The sequence below is a fragment of the Buchnera aphidicola (Nipponaphis monzeni) genome (genome assembly GCF_006741185.1).
In the GTDB taxonomy this organism is placed as follows: domain Bacteria; phylum Pseudomonadota; class Gammaproteobacteria; order Enterobacterales; family Enterobacteriaceae; genus Buchnera_H; species Buchnera_H aphidicola_T.
This window is the reverse complement of the sequence record NZ_AP019379.1, coordinates 373,119-393,847: the sequence shown is the minus strand read 5'-3', so window position 1 is coordinate 393,847 and position 20,729 is coordinate 373,119. Positions and strand designations below refer to the sequence as shown.

Annotated in this window: 12 protein-coding genes and 1 pseudogene; 11 read left to right on the top strand and 2 right to left on the bottom strand. The window is 21.9% G+C overall.

The features are described 5' to 3' along the window. Positions 1 to 15 precede the first annotated feature (15 nt). From infB to BUCNMO_RS01505, 7 genes and pseudogenes are all read left to right on the top strand, one after another. Positions 16 to 2,619 carry a translation initiation factor IF-2 gene (infB, locus tag BUCNMO_RS01530; RefSeq protein ID WP_158344977.1) on the top strand — a complete coding sequence of 868 codons (2,604 nt, stop codon included), beginning with the start codon at positions 16 to 18 and terminating at the stop codon, positions 2,617 to 2,619. Between the two features lie 57 nt (positions 2,620 to 2,676). After that, positions 2,677 to 3,045, top strand: a complete 369-nt coding sequence (gene rbfA / locus BUCNMO_RS01525) for a 30S ribosome-binding factor RbfA (RefSeq protein WP_158344975.1) — start codon at positions 2,677 to 2,679, stop codon at positions 3,043 to 3,045. Positions 3,046 to 3,072: 27 nt separating this feature from the next. Then, a pseudogene (gene truB, locus BUCNMO_RS02485) lies at positions 3,073 to 3,795 on the top strand (tRNA pseudouridine(55) synthase TruB); the annotation flags it as partial. A gap of 21 nt (positions 3,796 to 3,816) precedes the next feature. After that, complete coding sequence (locus BUCNMO_RS02460) at positions 3,817 to 4,014, top strand: tRNA pseudouridine(55) synthase TruB (protein WP_232037624.1); 198 nt, start codon at positions 3,817 to 3,819, stop codon at positions 4,012 to 4,014. A 107-nt stretch (positions 4,015 to 4,121) separates the two neighbouring features. Then, on the top strand, positions 4,122 to 4,388 hold the full coding sequence (rpsO, locus tag BUCNMO_RS01515) for a 30S ribosomal protein S15 (protein WP_158344971.1): 267 nt from the start codon (positions 4,122 to 4,124) through the stop codon (positions 4,386 to 4,388). Between the two features lie 273 nt (positions 4,389 to 4,661). Further along, complete coding sequence (gene pnp, locus BUCNMO_RS01510; protein ID WP_158344970.1) at positions 4,662 to 6,743, top strand: polyribonucleotide nucleotidyltransferase; 2,082 nt, start codon at positions 4,662 to 4,664, stop codon at positions 6,741 to 6,743. Between the two features lie 638 nt (positions 6,744 to 7,381). Next, positions 7,382 to 9,133, top strand: a complete 1,752-nt coding sequence (locus BUCNMO_RS01505) for a DEAD/DEAH box helicase (RefSeq protein WP_158344968.1) — start codon at positions 7,382 to 7,384, stop codon at positions 9,131 to 9,133. 131 nt (positions 9,134 to 9,264) lie between these two features. Here BUCNMO_RS01505 and BUCNMO_RS01500 read toward each other — a convergent pair whose 3' ends face one another. Continuing rightward, a complete protein-coding gene (locus BUCNMO_RS01500) occupies positions 9,265 to 9,648 on the bottom strand; it encodes a Rid family detoxifying hydrolase (RefSeq protein WP_158344966.1) in 384 nt (127 codons plus the stop codon). 416 nt (positions 9,649 to 10,064) lie between these two features. After that, complete coding sequence (gene argF / locus BUCNMO_RS01495) at positions 10,065 to 11,093, bottom strand: ornithine carbamoyltransferase (protein ID WP_158344964.1); 1,029 nt, start codon at positions 11,091 to 11,093, stop codon at positions 10,065 to 10,067. Between the two features lie 1,107 nt (positions 11,094 to 12,200). On the opposite strand from argF, the gene BUCNMO_RS01490 reads away from it, so the two are divergent. The 4 genes from BUCNMO_RS01490 (at position 12,201) to asnS (ending at position 20,391) form a co-directional block, all read left to right on the top strand. Further along, the gene (locus BUCNMO_RS01490) at positions 12,201 to 13,712 is read left to right on the top strand and encodes a leucyl aminopeptidase (RefSeq protein ID WP_158344962.1); all 1,512 of its coding nucleotides are present in this window, start codon (positions 12,201 to 12,203) and stop codon (positions 13,710 to 13,712) included. Positions 13,713 to 13,983: 271 nt separating this feature from the next. Beyond that, positions 13,984 to 16,830: a valine--tRNA ligase gene (locus BUCNMO_RS01485; RefSeq protein ID WP_158344960.1), complete on the top strand. Its 2,847-nt coding sequence runs from the start codon at positions 13,984 to 13,986 to the stop codon at positions 16,828 to 16,830. 251 nt (positions 16,831 to 17,081) lie between these two features. Further along, positions 17,082 to 17,984, top strand: a complete 903-nt coding sequence (locus BUCNMO_RS01480) for a rhodanese-related sulfurtransferase (RefSeq protein WP_158344958.1) — start codon at positions 17,082 to 17,084, stop codon at positions 17,982 to 17,984. Between the two features lie 1,006 nt (positions 17,985 to 18,990). After that, the gene (asnS, locus tag BUCNMO_RS01475; RefSeq protein WP_158344956.1) at positions 18,991 to 20,391 is read left to right on the top strand and encodes an asparagine--tRNA ligase; all 1,401 of its coding nucleotides are present in this window, start codon (positions 18,991 to 18,993) and stop codon (positions 20,389 to 20,391) included. Positions 20,392 to 20,729 lie beyond the last annotated feature (338 nt).

The window sequence follows — 20,729 nt, the reverse complement described above, 5'->3', positions numbered from 1 at the left end:
AATAGGAGATTTTTTATGTATAATGTATATTTAAGAACATTAGCAAAAGATATCAATATTATAGAATTAGATTTAATTCAATATTTTTTAAATATTGGAATATCAAAAAATTTGAACAGTTTTGTAACAATAGAAGAACGAAAACAGTTATTTAAATATTTAAACAAACATAATATAAAATTTAACCATACTTTAGTTTTGTATAAACAAACTGAAAAAAAAATACATACAGAAAGAAAATATAAAAAAGTACAAGTAGAATTTAAAAAAATAAAAAATTATAATAAATTTAATATTAATAGGAAAGAAATTTGTTACAAAAATAATAACATTAAAAATAAAGAACTAATATGTAACAAAAATTATCAATTAAATAATCATAGTAATATTGTAAATAAAAAATTAAATGATAAAAATATTAATAGTACCTCAAAAATAACAAATAATTTTAAAAACCATATTGTATCTAAAAATAAAAATTACATTTCAGAGAAATTAAAAGAAAAAAATGTTATTAGCATCATTAATAAAAAAAATAAATCTTTAATTAATAAAGGATTGTCACTTCCTTTAAAAAATTCTCAAAAATTATTAAATGCTAATAGATCATCTCATCGTAAAAGTTCTTATTTTTTATTTAATAAGCCTAACAATTATAAAAATAATTTAAAGTTAAATCAAAAATATCAAAATAAAAAATTAAACAATACATACGAAATAAATAAAAATGAACAATTAGAAAATAAATTTGAAAAAAAAACATTGAAATTTAGTAATAGAAATAATAATGATAATTTTAAAAATAATTTTAAAAATAGTTTATTACAACAGTCATTTCAAAAACCTAACCAAATTATTAATAGAGACGTCATAATTAGCAACACTATTACAGTTACTGAGTTGGCTAATAAAATGGCTATCAAAGTACCTATATTAATAAAAAAAATGATTAGCTTAGGTATTACAGCTTCTATTGATCAAGTGTTAGATAAGTCAACAGTTAAATTAATAGCTATAACAACAGGTCATAAGGTAATTGTTCGTAAAGAAAATCAATTAGAAGAATCAATAATACATGATAGAAATACTAGCAGTAACAATATTTTAAAAATTAGACCTCCAGTAGTTACAATTATGGGGCATGTGAATCATGGTAAAACATCTCTACTAGATTGTATTCGTTCAACTAAAATAGCTTCTAAAGAATGTGGGGGAATTACTCAACATATAGGAGCATATCATGTTAAAATTAAAGATAATGTTATTACATTTTTAGATACTCCAGGTCATGCAGCTTTTACTTCTATGCGTTTAAGAGGAGCTAAAATTACAGATATTATTATATTAGTAGTTGCTATAGACGATGGGGTGAAACCTCAAACTATAGAAGCTATTCAACATTCTAAGGCAGCTAATGTACCTATTATAGTAGCAATTAATAAAATTGATAAATTAGAAGAAGGTAATTTAAATCAAATTAAAAACGAATTATCTAAATATGATCTTCTTTCAGAAGAATGGGGTGGAGAAAATATATTTGTTAATGTTTCTGCAAAAAAAAATATAGGTATTAAAAATTTATTAGATGCAATTTTATTACAATCTGAAATATTAGAATTAAAAGTTAAAGCAAATGGGATGGCTAAAGGAATTGTTATTGAATCTTATTTAAACAAAGGAAAAGGTCCTATAGCTACAGTTTTAGTGAAAGAAGGTATATTGAATCAAGGAGACATAGTAGTATGTGGTATTGAGTATGGTAAAATTCGCAATATGAGAGACGAAGATGGTAACACAATTTTTACAGCTAGTCCTTCAATACCGGTAGAAATCATAGGACTATCAGGTATTCCTATAGCTGGAGATTATTTTACTGTTGTTAAAAATGAAAAAAAAGCTCGAGAAGTAGCATTGTACAGGCAGTCGAAATTTAGAGAAATTAAACTATCTAGAAAAAAAAGATTAAATTTAGAAAATTTGTTTGATAACATTAATAAAAGTGATGATACTCAATTAAAATTAATTTTGAAAGTCGATATGCAAGGTTCTTTAGAAGCTATTTCTGAGTCTTTATATAAAATATCTACACCACAAGTTAAAATTAATATTATTAATGTTGGTGTAGGTAGTATTACAGAAACTGATGCTTCTTTAGCGGCAGCATCTAATGCTATTATCTTAGGATTTAATGTCAGAGCTGATTATTCTGCTAAAAAAGTTATTGAATCTGAAAATGTTGATTTAAGATATTATTCAATAATTTATAATTTATTAGATGACATTAAATTGGCAATAGATGGATTATTAATACCTAAAAACCAACAAGAAATTATTGGGCTAGCAGAAGTTAGAAATATATTTAAATCTCCTAAATTTAAAGTTATCGCTGGTTGCATGGTTTTAGAAGGAATTATTAAACGTAATCATCCTATTCATGTTTTAAGAAAAGATATAGTAGTATATAAAGGAGAATTAGAATCATTACGTCGTTTTAAAGATGATGTTGATGAATTAAGACATGGTATGGAATGTGGTATTGGAGTTAAAAATTATAATGATATACATATAGGTGACAAAATAGAAGTTTTTAAAATAACAAATATTAAACAAAAAAATTAACAATAATGCAGTATAAAAATTACAAATAATTATACATAAATTGTATCAGGTAACATTATGATTAAAAATTTTAATCGTATATTAAAAGTATCAAAAGAAATAAAAAGAGAAATATCTTTAATTTTACAAAAATCAATTCATGATCCTCGTATTAATTTTATTATTACAATTTCAAATATAGAGTTATCTCGTGATTTTAGCAAAGCTAAAATATTTGTAAATTTCTTAGAAAACAATAAAAAAAATATTAAAAATATAATTAATATTTTACAAGGTGCTGCTAAATATATTAGAAACTTACTAAGTAAACGTATGATACTAAGAAAAGTTCCTATCATTACTTTTTATTATGATGAATTTTTTACTAATGCTACTAGAATATTTAAGGTAATTGAAGGTTTAAATGTTACAAAGGTAAATGTATAAATAATTTAAATGGTTACATAATATGTTATTATCATCAAAAAAAAAAATATTAATGGATTATTATTATTAGATAAACCTAAATATCAATCTTCTAATAAAGCGATACAACAATTAAAAACACTTTTTAATGCTAAAAAAGTTGGGCATTCTGGTTCTTTAGATCCAATTGCTACTGGTTTATTACTTGTTTGTTTTGGTGAAGCTACTAAATTTATAAAATATTTAGTAAATTTAAATAAAAGTTATATAGTAACAATAAAACTTGGAGAAACTACTTCTACTTTTGATTCTGAAGGAATAATAACAAAAAAATGTTCAGTACGTTGTACATATATTAAAACTATACAAGTTTTAAAAAAATTTGTAGGAGAAACTTATCAAATTCCTCCTATATATTCAGCAATTAAATACAATGGACGATCATTATATAAATACGCTCGTTTAGGAATTAAAGACATTCCTATAAAAAAAAGAAAAATTTTTATACAAAATATACTATATATTAACCAATATAAGAATTTCTTAAAATTACTTGTTACATGTTCTAAAGGAACTTATATTCGTAGTTTAGTTCACGATATAGGAACTGAATTACAATGTGGAGGGCATGTAGTTAATTTAAGAAGGTTATCTATAGGAAATTATTTAATTTCTCAATCTTTTACTTTAAAACAGTTATATGCTATCAATAAGGAAATATTTAAATATAATAGTTGTTGCAAGTATCAAAGTATTAACGAATTACTACTATCTATTGACACACCATTATTAATGTTTCCTAGTATTAATATTACATATTTACAATTCGTTTTATTTAAAAAAGGTCAAAAAGTATTATTGTCTCATAGTATATATTATAAAAATAAAATAGTAAGAATTACATATGGATTATTAAAACAATTTGTGGGGATAGGATTTATAGATAATAAAAATTATTTAGTGCCACGTCGTTTAATCACTATTTATTAAAATTAATAATGATATATATATTAATATATATATTTCATTTAATAATTATCGATAATAATTTTAAAATAAGTAATGTAATGTATATCTTTAAATATCAGGAGTAGTATATGTCTTTAACAAAATTAGAAAAAGAAGGAGTACTTTCAAATTTTGGATCAAATAAAAATAGTGGTAGTACAGAAACTCAAGTAGCATTAATTAGTTACCAAATTAATAAATTACAAAGTCATTTTTTAAAAAATAAAAAAGATTATGGAGGCCGTCGTGGATTATTAAAAATGGTTTCTCAAAGAAAAAAATTGTTGAGTTATTTAAAAAAAAAATGTTTTTCGCGTTACAATTCATTATTAAAAAAATTATCTTTACGTCGATAATTTTTTTTAAGTTTATTATTTTAACGTTTATATACGTTTTTATTTATATAAAAAAAGAATTAACTGTTATAAAAGGGCTATTTAGCCCTTTTTAATAAAAAAAATATTTTAAAATTATTTTTTTATACCAACAAAAAAGTATTTTATTTATTAATGATAAATATATTAGAAATATGGTACTTATTTATAATAACAATTATTAATATATAATTATTAATTATTTAACTTTTTATATAATCATTGTATTAATACATAAATGTTAAGGATATTATTTTGTTAAATCCAATTGTACATAATTTTAAATATGGAAAACATACAGTTATTTTAGAAACTGGAATAATTGCTCGTCAAGCAACAGCTGCTGTTATTGTTAACGTAGAAGATACTACAGTATTAGTTACTATGGTTACTCAAAATAAAGAAAATTTAGAAAATAATTTTTTCCCTTTAACAATAAATTATCAAGAAAGAGCTTATGCTGCAGGGAAAATACCTGGAGGATTTTTTCGTAGAGAAGGTCGGCCAAATGAAAATGAAGTTTTAATTTCTAGGTTAATCGATCGACCTATAAGACCGTTATTTCCAACTAATTTTTTAAACGAAATTCAAATTATTATAACTGTTCTTTCTGTAAATCCTCAAATTAATCCAGATGTTGTATCCATTATTGGAGTTTCTACTGTTTTATGTTTATCAGGAATTCCTTTTAATGGCCCAATAGGTGTTGCTAGAGTAGGTTTATTAAATGATCAATATATTTTAAATCCTACAGTAGATGAATTAAAATCTAGTAGTTTAGATATGGTAATTTCAGGTACTGAAAATGCTATTATTATGGTTGAATCTGAATCGAATATATTAGAAGAAAATAAAATACTTAATGGTATATTATTTGGACATGAACAACAACAACTATTGATTGATAATATAAAAAAATTTGTTAGTAAGTCTAAAAATACTTTTGTAGAATATTCGCTGATGCCTACGAATCAAGATTTATTGGAAAAAGTTATTCAATTAGGTACAAACCAATTTTTAGAATCATATAATATTTTAAATAAAAAAGAAAGATTAAAAAAAATAAATATTATTAAAAATGAAATTATACAAGTATTATCTTGCGAAAATTATGATTTAAGTACTATTAATTTTGAAAATATGTTTTATATCTTAGAAAAAGAAATAATTCGTAATCGTATTTTAGATGGAGGATTGAGAATTGATAAACGGAAAAACGATGTTGTTAGACCATTAGATATACGAGTAGGTATTTTACCTAAAGCTCATGGATCTTCTTTATTTACTAGAGGAAATACTCAAGCACTAGTTTCTATTACTTTAGGAACATCTCGAGATGCTCAAAATTTAGATGAATTATTAGGTGATAAAACTGATAATTTTTTATTTCATTATAATTTTCCTCCGTATTCTGTTGGAGAAATAGGAATAATTGGTTCTCCAAAAAGACGAGAAATAGGACATGGAAGATTAGCTAAACGTAGTCTTTTGTCAGTAATGCCACATATAGATAACTTTCCGTATACTATTAGAATAGTTTCTGAAATAACAGAATCAGATGGTTCTTCTTCTATGGCTTCAGTGTGCGGAGCTTCATTAGCATTAATGGATGCTGGTGTTCCTATTGAATCTTCTGTTGCTGGAGTTGCAATGGGATTAATAAAAAATAGTGATAAATATGTAATTCTTTCAGATATTTCAGGAGAAGAAGATCATTTAGGTGATATGGATTTCAAAGTAGCTGGAACTTATAAAGGAATCACAGCTTTACAGATGGATATGAAAATAGAAGGTGTTACAAATAATATTATTTTATCATCTTTGAATCAAGCTAAAGAAGCTAGAATACATATTTTAGATTGTATGGGAAAAACGTTGCATGTTCCACGTAAAGAAATTTCTGAATTTGCCCCTAGAATTCATACGATAAAAATTAATCCAGAGAAAATTAAAGATGTTATAGGTAAAGGAGGTTCAGTTATAAGAATGCTAACAGAAGAAACTGGTACGATAATTGAAATTGAAGATGATGGAACAATTAAAATTTCAGCGTCGATAGAAGAAAAAGCAAAACATGCAATACGTAGAATTGAATCTATAACTGCTGACGTTGAAGTTGGAAATGTTTATTCTGGAAAGGTTACTCGTATCGTTGATTTTGGTGCTTTTATTTCAATAGGTATTGGAAAAGAAGGATTAGTACATATTTCTCAAATTTCTAACAAACATATAAACAAAGTAAGTGATTATCTTAAGTTAGATCAAATTGTATTTGTTAAAGTTTTAGAAATTGACCGCCAAGGTAGGTTAAGATTAAGTATTAAAGCAGCGACTTAATAAACACATTTATTTTAAATACTTACAAATTTAATTTTTTTAAATTTATTTCGTATTATTAACATAATATCTATCTCAGTATATTTTAAATATTGTTAAAAATATAATATTTTAATTTTGCTGAGATGCGTAATATTTCATTGTAATTTGTACCAAATATAAAAAATCCATTCTAAACAATTATTTAATTTATTATTGTTTATAACATATAAAATATATACATACATATTTCTACAAGTAGTTGTACTTAATTTATTTAATATATTTTTATATGTAAAAACATATTAAATAAATACATTTTTTTTGTGTTTTGTTTAAATAATGATTTATTAAACATAATTTTATTAGTATACTAATATTATCTTTAATAATAAAATTTTTTAAATGTAATTAGATAAAATTTCTAATTATTATTAAAATGATTGAAATTAACTATTTGATATCAGTGTTAATTATCTATTTTATCTAATTAATTAGAATAATTAAATACAAATTAATTTTTTATCGGTAAAATAAAAATAATTCTTAATTTGTAAAAACAATTTGGACCGGTTCACATTTTTTAATGAAAATAAAAAATACTATTATAAGTAGTTATGTAGACTGGTCTCTGAACAATAAGAGGCAAGATATATTACATGGCTAATATTAATGATACATTTGCTCATTTAGGTTTAAATTCTTTACTTGTAAAAGCTTTGAATAATATGGGATATACAAAACCTTCTCCTATTCAAGAAATTTGCATCCCTTATTTATTAAAAGGTAGAGATGTATTAGGAATGGCTCAAACTGGTAGTGGGAAAACGGCTGCTTTTTCATTACCGTTATTACATAATATTCAATTGAATTTAAAAGCTCCTCAAATATTAGTATTAACTCCAACTAGAGAATTGGCTGTACAAGTAGCTGAAGCATTTACTGACTTTTCAAAATATATGAAAGGAGTTATAGTATTAGCTTTATATGGAGGGCAACGTTATGATGTACAATTAAAAGGTTTAACTAAAGGTCCTCAAATAGTAGTTGGTACTCCAGGACGTTTATTAGATCACTTGAAAAGAAAAACATTAATTTTGTCAAAATTAAGTTGCATCGTTTTAGATGAAGCAGATGAAATGTTACGTATGGGTTTTTTAGAAGATGTTGAAAATATTATGAATCAAATTCCAAAAAATCATCAAACTGCTTTATTTTCTGCAACAATGCCTGAATTAATACGTAGAATTTCTCGTAGATTTATGAAAACTCCAAAAGAAATAAAGATTCAATCAAATGTTACTAATTGCCCTGATATTAAACAAAGTTTTTGGATAGTAAATAGAAGAAAAACTGATGCTTTAGTACGATTTTTAGAAGTAGAAGATTTTTCAGCTACAATTATTTTTGTTAGAACTAAAAATGCTACTTTAGAAATTTCGGAATCTTTAGAAAAAAGTGGTTATAATAGCGCAGCATTAAATGGAGATATGAATCAATCAGTTAGGGAACAAACATTAGAAAAATTAAAAGATGGTCGTTTAGATATTTTAATTGCCACTGACGTTGCTGCTAGAGGGTTAGATGTAGACCGTATTAGTTTAGTTATTAACTATGATATTCCTATGGACGCTGAATCATATATTCATAGAATCGGTCGGACAGGAAGAGCAGGTAGGAAAGGGAAAGCATTACTTTTCGTAGAGCATAGAGAGCGTCGTTTATTACGTAATATAGAACGTATTGTAAAATTTAATATATCTGAAGTTAATTTACCAAAAAACGATTTATTAGTTGAGCGTCGTTTAAAAAAAATTTCAGAAGTAATACAAAAAGAATTACAAAGCAAAGATTTAGAAAAATACCGTAACTTATTACCAAAATTATATCCTTTTTCTAATCATTTGAAAATAGAAAATTTAGCTGCTGTATTATTAAAAATGGCTCAAGGAGATAGACCATTAATTATTCCTCCAGAACTAATACGTAAATCAACATATCATACAATTAAAATGAAAGAAAACAAAAAATATTTATATAATAAAAATAATAAGTTTAATAATTTTAATAGAAAATTTATTAATAATAATGTAGATTTATATAGAATTGAGGTAGGCCGCAATGATGGTGTAGAAGTACGTCATATTGTAGGAGCGGTAGCTAATGAAGGAAATATTGATAGTAGTAAAATTGGTAACGTAAAGTTGTTTCCTGCTTATGCTACAATCGAATTATCCAAAGGATTATCTAAAGATTTACTATGTAATTTCAAAAATACACGTATTTTAAATAAGTTAATTCGAATAAAATTGTTAAATAATTTAAATAGAAAAGAACGTTTTATTTCAAATAAAAGATGTAATCGTTTTGAGAAATCTAGTAATTCTAGTTTTTTTAAAAAAAGATTATAAGTAATATTTACATGTCCAAAATAATGAAAATAATATAATTAGTATTTATGCCACTTGGTGGCATATTCATAATACTAATTTTATAACAATAAAAATATCATATTATTCAATAACATTTTATACACTAATAATTATTTTATGGCTATAGCATCGATTTCTATTTTTACATCTTTAGGTAATCTAGATACCTCTACACAGGATCTTGCAGGAAATATTGATTTATGCTGTAAAAAAAATTTTTTGTAGACATAATTTATTTTTTCAATATCAGATATATTAATAACATATAATGTCATTTTAATAATATTGTTAATTTTTAAACCAGATGATTCTACAATTGATTTAATATGCTCTAATGCTAATTTAGTTTGTTCTATAATACTAATAGGTATTTCTCCAGAAACAGTATCAATTGGAATTTGTCCAGATGTTATAACAAAATCGTTTTTTTTTAACCCTTGATTATAAGGTCCAATTGGATTTGGTGCTTGTTTAGTATGTAATATAGTTATCATTATTTTTTTATTTTTTATAAAGTTTTTTATAGTATACATATTATTAATAATTATTAGTATTATTTTAAATAATATTAATAACAGAAACTATTTATAGTTAAACAAATTTTAATAATTATCAATTGTCAGTATAATTATATATGTTATAAATTTTAGGAATTTTCTTAAAAGCAAATAAAAATTTTCTAAAAATATTTTTGTTGACCAATAACGTTACTAATAAAAATGTTTAGAATATTAACATTTTTTAAGTAAAATGTTTATATTGATATTTAACTTCAATAAGTTTATTAAAAAAATCATCTATATTTTAAAGAAAATTTTATTAGTAATTTATATTCATTTATTAATAATTTAAATATTAATTAATTTATATTTATACTATGTTTATCAATATTTCTTATTAATTAATATTATTAAAGCAGTATACAATATGGATTTTTACATAAAGTAGCTACCATTAAAGCTTTTATCGTATGTAATCTATTTTCCGCTTGTTTAAAAACAATACTATTTTTTGACTTAAACATCTCATTAGTAATTTCAACACCATCATTTAGATCATATTTATTTGATAAATAATTTCCAATTATTGTTTGCGAATTATGCAATGCAGGCAAGCAATGTAATATTTGAGTATTTATATTTTTAGTTAAAGATAATACTTTAGAATTTACTTGATATTTTTTTAAGTCACAAATCTTGTCATACCATATATTTTTAGAATCTCCCATAGATATCCAAACATCAGTATATATATAATCAACATTATTAACACCTGTTTCAATATCTTCTGTACACAAAATTTTAGCATTAGATTTCTTCCCTTGTAATATACATTTATTTAAAAAGTCTTTATCAGGCCAATATTTTTTAGGAGCTATTAGCCTAAGGTCTAGACCCATTAATACTGTTGCTTCTAAGATAGAATATCCTATATTATTACGAGTATCTCCTATATAAGCCCAACTAATTTCAGATAATGGTTTATTTTTAAAACTGTTTTCTTGAATAGTTAATAAATCAGCTAATAGTTGAGTAGGATGGAATTTATTTGTTAATCCATTCCATATAGGTATAGTAGAATTTTTAGAAAGTAATTCTATCGTTTGGTGCGATTTTCCTCTGTATTGTATTGCATTGTAGTATTGACTTAAAATTTTAGAGGTATCTTGAATTGATTCTTTATATCCCATATGTATAGTACCTGGTCCTATATATGTTACATGTGCTCCTTGATCAAAAGCAGCTGTTTCAAAAGCAAACCGGGTACGAGTCGACTCTTGTTCAAAAATAAGTATAATATTTTTTTTTAATAGGCATTGTTTTTCTTGTTTTTGTTTTTTTTTATTTTTTAACGTTAAAGCTAAATTAATTAAATAAGTAATTTCTTCATTAGTATAATCTAATAATCTTAAAAAGTTACGTTTGTATAATGTATTCATATAAATTATTCTTTAAATTTAAATTAGTTAAATATTTTTTATTATTGTTTAAAAATAATAATTTTTATTATTATTTTCACGTATTAGTTGTTACTAATTATTTTTTATTATTTATGAAAAATTCAACAATATATTAACTTAAAATAAATAATTATTTTATTATTTAAGTATATTAAGTGTTTTAATATTAGTAAATACATTATTTATTTAATGATCATTAAGGTTTTTATATTTTATATAAATATAAAACTCTATCATTATTAAATTTAAATTTAATAATATAATTTATTTTCTAATACTATCAGTGTTAATATATAAATTTTGAATTTATTAATTTTTATGTAAATTTAATTATTGATTGTTATAAAAAACATATTATACGCAAGTAATAGTAATAGTAATAGTAATAGTAATAGTAATAGTAATAGTAATAGTAATAGTAATTTTTTAAAAAGGCTTTTTAAAATACTTTTAAAAATATTTAATAATACATATATTTGTATGTCATTACATTAAAGTTACAATATGTAAGATTTATTTATAGTATAAACATATTAAAAAAATCTAAAATATTATTTATTTTACGTATGTTAAATAAGTATAATTTACATGTATAATTCATAATTTCTAAATTTTTTTAAAAAGTGCAATTTATGTTCATAGAAAAATACTGTGTTTTATTATCACTAATAGTTCAAATATTAATTAATTAATTAAATAAATAATATTTTTTTGGACAACTTAATATTAAATTGTTAATAAAGTATAAAAATATGGTTACGTAACATACATTTTATGTAATATGAAATATATGTTAAATTATCCAATTTGTATAAAATATAATAAAATGTCATTTTTTATTTCTTAAAATATATATTTTATAAATATATATTTAATTAATATTAGAATTAAGATTCTATAATTATTTTCAACAACAATAATTTAAATTTATTTAATTAATAATATTTATTAATAAATAAATTGTCTATTTTTTATTTTGATTTCATTTATAAAATCTTATACATCATATTTTTTTATATATAAATATGTAAAATATATATGCTTTTTATAAATATTAAGATATTTAACTTTAAAAAGGTGTACAAAATGAATTTTTTAGCAAAAAATTGTAATTTAAAAATTGAAAAAAGTGATTGTATTATTTTAGCAATATTTGAAACAAACGATTTTTCTGAATCAGCTAAAGAATTAGATATAGTTAGTAAAGGGTATTTGAGCAAAATTTTAAATTATAAAGATTTTAACGGAAATATAGGAGAAAGTTTATTATTATATAATGTACCTTATGTTTCATGTCGTAGAGTATTATTAATAGGTTGTGGTAAACGGTTATATTTAAGTACGTATGATTATAAAAAAATATTACAAAGTTTTATTATTGTATTAAAAAAAATTACTGCTAAAATCGTTCTTATTTGTTTAACAGAATTATTTGTATATGAACAAGACATTTATTGGAAAATTAGAATAATAATTGAACATATTACTAGTGTTAATTATTTTTTTGATGAATTTAAAAGTTATAAAAAAAATAGACCAGAGTTATTCAAGGAATTAATAATAAATGTTTCAACTGAAATTGATTCAAAAATTGGTGTAATGGCTATTAAACATGCCTTAGCTATATCGTTAGGAATAAAAGCAGCTAAAAATTTGGCCAACACACCACCTAATGTTTGTACTCCATCTTATTTAGCCAATCAAGTAATCAATTTATCAAAGCAATATAGTAAATGGATTAGTCATGAAGTTATTAATTATGAAAAAATAATAAAATTAGGAATGTTTGCATATGCTGCTGTAGGACAAGGTTCTTCTAATAAACCTTTAATGATTAATATAAATTATAAAGGTAAAAATCCAATTAATAGTAAACCAATTATTTTAATAGGAAAAGGTGTAACATTTGATTCAGGTGGTATATCAATTAAACCTTCGTCTGGTTTACATGAAATGAAATATGATATGAGTGGAGCTTCTGTAGTATACGGTATTATGTTAATATTAGCCGAATTACAATTACCTTTAAGAGTAATAGGTGTTCTAGCCACTGGAGAAAATATGTTAGGAGATTCTTCTTTTAGACCAGGAGATATAATTAAAACTATGTCAGGAAAAACTGTAGAAATTTTAGATACAGATGCTGAAGGAAGATTGATTTTATGTGATGTTTTAACTTTTGTAGAAAAATTTTCTCCAGAATTAGTTATAGATATTGCCACATTAACAGGGGCATGTGTAATTGCTTTAGGTAACATAGCTAGTGGTTTATTATCAAATGATCAATTATTGATTCAAGAATTATTAGAAGCTTCAGAAATTACTAACGATAAAGTATGGAATTTACCAATGTTTACTGAATATTTTAAAAAAATAAAATCTAATATAGCTGATATAAGTAACATTGGAGGCAATTCGGCTGGAGCAATCACTGCTGCTTGCTTTTTATCAAAATTTGCTAAAAAATACAGATGGGCTCATTTAGACATTGCAGGTACCGCTTGGACATCTGGTAAAAAAATGAGTTCAACTGGTCGTCCAATATTGCTATTAATGCAATTTTTAATGCGTAGAGGATTAACTAATACTAATATTTAGTACTTTGAAAATTTCAAATTTAATAGTTATAATATAAATAAATGTGTATTTAAACATTTTCAATTTTAAATTATAATATAATAAATTTATATAAAACATTATTACAGTATATACTGTATTAATAAATAATAATTTCAAAAAATTATTTATAATAAAACTATTTATTATTTAACTTATTTATTATTGGAAATTTTTGTATTTACAATAAATTATGTTTTTTTTTAAACAAAGGTAATATCATTACATATAATAATGACATTAAAAAATATAAATGAAAAAAATTTATGATCCAAAAAATATTGAAACTGTTTTATATAATAAATGGGAAAAATATGGATTGTTTAAGTTTCAAGATAATTTAAATAAAAAATATTTTTGTATAGTTATGCCACCTCCAAATATTACTGGCAATTTACATATGGGGCATGCATTTCAACAAACTATTATGGATATTTTAATTAGATATAATAGAATGCAAGGGAAAAATACATTATGGCAAGTAGGTACAGATCATGCTGGAATAGCAACTCAAATGATTGTAGAACGCAAAATAATGTTAGAAGAAAATAAAACTAGAGATTATTATTCTAGAAAAGACTTTGTACAAAAAATATGGGATTGGAAAAATGAAATAAATAATAAAATAACTAATCAAATAAGAAGATTAGGAAGCTCTGTAGATTGGGATCGTGAATTATTTACTTTAGATCCTAATATTACAAAAGCTGTACAAAAAGCATTTATTTGTTTGTATAAAGAAAATTTAATTTATAGAAAAAAGACTTTAGTTAATTGGGATTCCAAACTTAAAACTGTTATTTCTGATTTAGAAATTGAACACCGTTCTAAAAAAGGAAATATATGGTATATTAAATATCCTTTTGCTAATGATAACAAACAACATATTATCGTAGCGACTACTAGACCAGAAACAATATTTGCTGATGTTGCGGTTGCTGTAAACCCTAAAGATTCTAGGTATGCAAAACTTATTGGTAAAAAAGTGCTTGTGCCATTGATTAATAGAGTTATTGATATAATAACTGATAACGATATAGATATGAAAAAAGGTACAGGTTGTGTAAAAGTTACTCCTGCTCATAATTTTACTGATTACGAGATTGGACTTAAACATAAATTGTCAATGATTAATATTTTTACAGAAGATGGTAAAATTTGTGCAAATCCTAAAATATTTGATTACCAAAGTAACGAAATTACTTCAGAACGAATCGTTATTCCTAGTAATTTACATAATTTAGATAGGTTTGTTGCTAGGAAGATTGTTATTAGTTTATTAAATGATTTACATTTAATTAAATACACATTTAAACACACTTCAATAATACCTTATGGAGATAGAACAAATGAAGTTATTGAACCTAGATTAACTAATCAGTGGTTTTTAAAAGTAAAAAAATTAGCTAATACAGCTACAGCCGCAGTACATTACAATACTATAAAAATTATCCCAAAACAATATAGAAATATGTATTTCTCTTGGATGAGTAATATTAAAGATTGGTGTATTTCTAGACAATTATGGTGGGGACATAGAATTCCCGTTTGGTTTGATTCAAAAAATACAATATATGTAGGAAAAAATGAATTAGACATACGAAAAAAATTTAGTATATTAAAAAATGTTACTTTAGTTCAAGAACCTGATGTGTTAGATACATGGTTTTCTTCTGCATTATGGATTTGTACTTCTTTAGGGTGGCCTAACCAAAAAAAATTTTTTAAAAAATTTTATCCTACTAATGTTTTAGTAAGTGGATTTGACATAATTTTTTTTTGGATTGCTAGAATAATTATGCTTAGTATGCATTTTATAAAAGATAAAAAAGGAAAACCTATAGTACCTTTTAAAAAGGTATATATTACTGGATTGATTAAAGATGAATCAGGGCAAAAAATGTCTAAATCTAAAGGAAATATAATTGATCCAATCGATGTAATTGATGGAATTTCTTTAAAAAATCTTTTAGAGAAAAGAACTACTAATATGATGCAAATTAAATTAAAAAAACAAATTATTAAAAAAACAAAAAAAGAATTTCCAAAAGGAATTGAACCAATTGGAACAGATGCTTTAAGATTTACTTTTACTTCTTTAGCATCTACTTCACGTGATATATATTGGGATATGGATCGTTTAAAGGGGTATAGAAATTTTTGTAACAAACTTTGGAATGCTGGACGCTTCGTACTTATTACTATAAAACATAATACATCATTAATTAATATCGAAATTAATAATTTATCTTTTTCTAATCAATGGATTTTGATTAAATTAAATAATGTAATTAAATCGTATAGAAAATCTTTAGATAGTTATAGGTTTGATTTGGCATCGAATATAATGTTTAATTTTGTTAAAAATACTTTTTGTGATTGGTATTTAGAATTTTCTAAAATATCACTTAATAAAGAAAAAAAGTTAATATTTAATGAAACAAAATCTGTTTTAGTTACAGTATTGGAAAAAATACTTTTATTAATGCACCCTATAATACCTTTTATTACAGAATTTATTTGGAAAAAAATACAGTGTTTAAAAAAAAATAAAAATATTAGTATTATGTTAGAAAAATTTCCTAAATATAAAATAAATTATGTTGATAATCAACATATAATTATTAACGATATGAAATGGTTACAAAAAATTATCATTGGATTACGTAAACTTAAATTAGAACTTAATGCGTCTAATTTGGAATGTGTTAGTATATTTTTCGTAAAACTTTCTTCTTATAACCAATTAATTATTCAAAATCATAAGTTTTATTTAAAACAAATAACTAAATTTAACAACATTGAAGTAATGTATACCAATGTAGTAAATTTTAATAGTATTGTTAGAATAATCAACAACATAGAAATTTTAATTTCAATAAAAACAAATGTAAATAAAAAATTAGAATTACAAATAATAATAAAAAAAATAAATAAAATAAAAACATCCGTTAATCAAATTACAATTAAATTATTAAACAAAAATTTTTTACAAAAAGCTCCTAATAATATTGTTATGCTAGAAAAAAAACGTTTAATAAGTTATAAAATAACGTTAAACAAATTACTTTTAAAACAAAAAAATATATTAAAATATTAATAATATTAAATTTATATATTAATTTATTGTTTTTAATTTTAATTGAGTAATTTTAAATGTTTATAAAATAAAAAATAAAAAAAATATTAAATTTAAGTTATATTAAAAAATTAATAATTATATTTTTTTAAATTAATAGATAAATATACTATATTTATAGTATTAACAATTGGAAATATTTATTTTTAAACAAATATTCATATATTTTTATATATTCTGATTTTATTAAAATATATAAGGTTTATTAAAACATGAATTCATTGTATCTACAAAAAAATAATAGAATTACTGTGTCTTTTTATAAATATTTTTTTATAGCAGACCCTAAAATATTAAAAAACACATTACTATGTTTTTTTAAAAAAACAAAAACTTTAGGAAGAATTTATATATCTCAAGAAGGTATAAATGCTCAGATAAGCGTGTTAAAAAACTATTTTTTAAAAATTAAAAATTTTATTTACACGTTACATATCGCATTAAAAAACGTTTTAATAAATATATCTTTAGACAATACGAGGCAATCGTTTGTTACTTTAAAAATTAAGGTGCGTAAAAATATTGTAAATGATGGAATCGTAGATATAAACTTTAATCCTAATATTGTAGGCAAATATTTAGATGCATCAACAGTAAACAAAATGTTTTATTCTAATGATAGTATATTTGTTGATATTAGAAATAGTTATGAATATGCTATTGGACATTTTAAAAATTCAATTAATATTTTATCAAAGACTTTCAGGCAACAAATACCAAAATTAGTACCTTATTTAAACAAATTTAAAAAAAATAATATTATTTTATATTGTACAGGTGGTATTCGTTGTGAAAAAACAACTGCATGGATGTTGTATAACCATTTTAAAAATGTATATCATATACGAGGAGGTATTATAGGATATGTCAATGAAGCTAAAAAAAATAATTTATCTATTCTATTTAAAGGTAAAAATTTTGTTTTTGATTTACGTATGTATGAAACTATATCTAACGATTGTTTAGGTACATGTTTAAATTGTAAAAAATCATATGATTTTTACATTAATTGTAAAAATAAAAAATGTAACCTTTTATTTATACAATGTCCATGTTGTTTTAACACATTAAATGGATATTGTTCATTAAAATGTATGTATAAAAATTTTTTTTAGAATAAATAAGCGATTAAATACTATTAAAAAATTAAACAATAATTTTTTTTTTAAAGTACATTATTAATGCAACTCTTTTTATATTTTTTTATTGTTATTGCATTTAATAATAATTTTTTAATATTATCTATATAATACTTATTTAATTGTTATTAAATTAAAAAAATTTTTTTTGTACAAAATTATATATTTAATTTTTTTTAAAAAAATGTTTATTTTCATTTTTTTTAAAAAAATATCTTATAATCATTAATTTCATAATTATTAATAATAATATTATAATTTTTTATTATAAAATAAATATTTCTATAAATTAACTAATTAAGTGTATAAAAAATTTTTTTGTTTATGTCTAAAATAATTTTAAAAAGAATAGTTTAAAAAAATATTTACTTTATATATTATATATTATGCAATAATACATTAATATATTAATAATATATATACTTTTTATAATTAATTTTATAAATAATTATGTGTTCTACATATTTAGCAATAATATATAAATTACACTAATTGATTTTAAATAAAAAACACTATCACATTAATATATATATCGATAACGTTATTTTTTAAAAACATCGGATTATTGATTTTAAATATAAAATATAAAAAATTAATTAAATTTAATTTCATAATACTATATTATATAGGTACTATATAATATAGTATTATATATAATAATAATTATTTAATTATAAAGTAAAATATATTACGTTTTTATGATTTTAAATACTTTAATACTTATTTAACTTAATTTTTCATTTTATTATATAAATAATGTTATTATTAATAATAATTATACAATATCATTAAATTAATTATTTTTCATAATATGAAAAATAATGTCAATTGTTTATAACATTTTTTTATATAAAAAATGTTATAAACATAATTTAAAAACAATTTTTAATAAAATTAAAAAAATATTTTTAATAAAACATATTTTTAATATTAAATCTATTAATTACTTAATTGTTCAATCGTTCATTTTAAAGGATAAAACATAATAGTAATGTCTATAAAAAAAATTTTTGATGAAAAAATTAAAGTCAATACTGAAGTTAATATATATGGCTGGGTAAAAAATAAGAGAAATTCTAAAATGGGATTTTCTTTCATCGATGTTTATGATGGTTCATGCGTCAAATCGTTACAAGTAATAGTAGATTCATCTGTAAAGAATTATTTCAAAGAATTATTATTTTTAACTACAGGTTGTTCTATTTTAGTACATGGTATATTAGTTTATTCAAAAGGAACTAAACAAAAATACGAAGTACAAGCAAATAAAATAAAAGTTATTGGATGGATTAAAAATTCAAATAAATACCCAATATCTTCTAAAAAACATACTTTAGAATATTTAAGAGAAGTATCTCATTTAAGACCTCGTACAAATATCTTTGGAGTAATCATTAGAATTCGTAATTGTTTTGCACATTACCTACGTAATTTTCTTTATTTAAATGATTTTGCTTGGGTTCCTACTCCAATTATAACTGAATTAAATGCAGAAGGTGCTGGAAATATGTTTTATGTTTCTACTTTAAATTCTGTTAATTCATCTTACTATAAAAAAAATGTTACAGACAATACTAAAAATTTTTTTGGAAAAAAAACATTTTTAACTGTTTCAGGACAATTGACTTTAGAAACATATGCTTGTGCTGTATCTAAAGTATATACATTTGGACCAACTTTTCGAGCTGAGTCATCTAATACAACTCGTCATTTATCAGAATTTTGGATGTGTGAAATAGAACAAGCTTTTTCTAGTTTAGAAGATATTATTTTATTAGCTCAAAATATATTAAAATATACTGTAAAAAAAGTATTAGATTCATGTTTTTTAGATATTGAATTTCTTGAAAAAAATATTGATAATACAATTATTAAACGTTTATCAAATTTTATTGAAAATAAATTTATTGAAATAGAATATGATGAAGCTATACGCATTTTAAAAAAGTTTAATAATCATTTTAAAGAACCTGTTATATGGGGTATGGATATTTCAACTGAACATGAACGTTTTTTTTTAGAAATTTATTTTTTGCAGCCGATAATTATAAAAAATTACCCTAAAGAGCTTAAAGCATTTTATATGCGATTAAATAAAGACGAAAAAACGGTAGCAGCAATGGATATTTTAGTTCCTAAAATGGGAGAAATAATAGGAGGTTCACAAAGAGAAGAACGTTTAAAACAATTAGATCAAAGATTATTAGAGTGCCAACTAAATATTAAAGATTATTGGTGGTATAGAGATATTAGAAAATATGGAACTGTACCTCATTCTGGATTTGGATTAGGTTTTGAGAGATTTTTATGTTATATTACAGGATTAAATAATGTTAAAGATATGATTCCTTTTCCTAGAACAGTAAACAATTCAAATTTTTAATTAAATTTTTTAAATACATAAATATATAAATATATTTTAAAAAAATTAAAAAAGTTTAATTAAACATAATAATTAATAAATTACTATTTAAATACAATATTAATAAGTATTTTAGAATAGTTATGTACTCTTATGTTAGTAATATTTTTTAATCAAAATTAATTAATGTTAGTAAAATTTTCAGTTAAAATTTATATGACACATTAAATCACTTACTGTTTTATAGTTTATAAAAAGAAATAACTAATTTAATACAAGAGTATAACCACTATTAATTTATTAAAATAAAAATTGATATATAAATATATATACTTAATTCTAACGCATATTTAATTATA